At 29.6% G+C, this 591-nt stretch carries 1 pseudogene; it reads left to right on the top strand.

The annotated features are described in order from the left end of the window. A pseudogene (locus AC6UDG_RS07265) lies at positions 1-591 on the top strand (restriction endonuclease subunit R); the annotation flags it as partial.

Genomic DNA, 591 nt, shown 5'->3' with positions numbered 1-591 from the left:
AATATAATCCATGCTCAATTACTTGATGATGCATTGGCCGATGGATTTAGAAAAAACACAGTAACCTTTTTAAATTGGGAGAAGGTAACGAAAAAGGGAAATATAGCCATGGCCGATGGAGATAAGAAAAACTTAGAACAAGTTGTTGAAGATGCGGCTAATGAAAATATAAAATTTGTTATTGTAGTTGATGAGGAACATTATAATGACACAGAGAAATCTAATAAAATAATTGGTATGTTTAATCCAATTAAAACATTTAAAGCCAGTGCAACACCAATTGAAGATGACAAAGCTAGGAAAGTAAAAGTTCCTGAAGAGGATGTAATATCTTCAGGGCTGATAACAAGAAGTGTTTTAGTAAATGATCAATTTGATAATCCATTATCAGATCAAATCTTTAGTGGAGCTGATTCTGATTTTATAGATGCATCATATAAAAAGAGAATTGACATAAAAAATGAGTATCAAAAACTATCTAAAGATATTAATCCTCTAGTTTTAATACAATTTCCAGATGAAAATCGTTATAGTGATGAAGTTAATGATAAAGTGAAAGAAGTAACAGAATACTTAGTTAATGAATTAGGT

Source organism: Fructilactobacillus sp. X2R1C1 (assembly GCF_059901435.1).
This window is presented reverse-complemented; position numbering and strand designations above follow the sequence as displayed.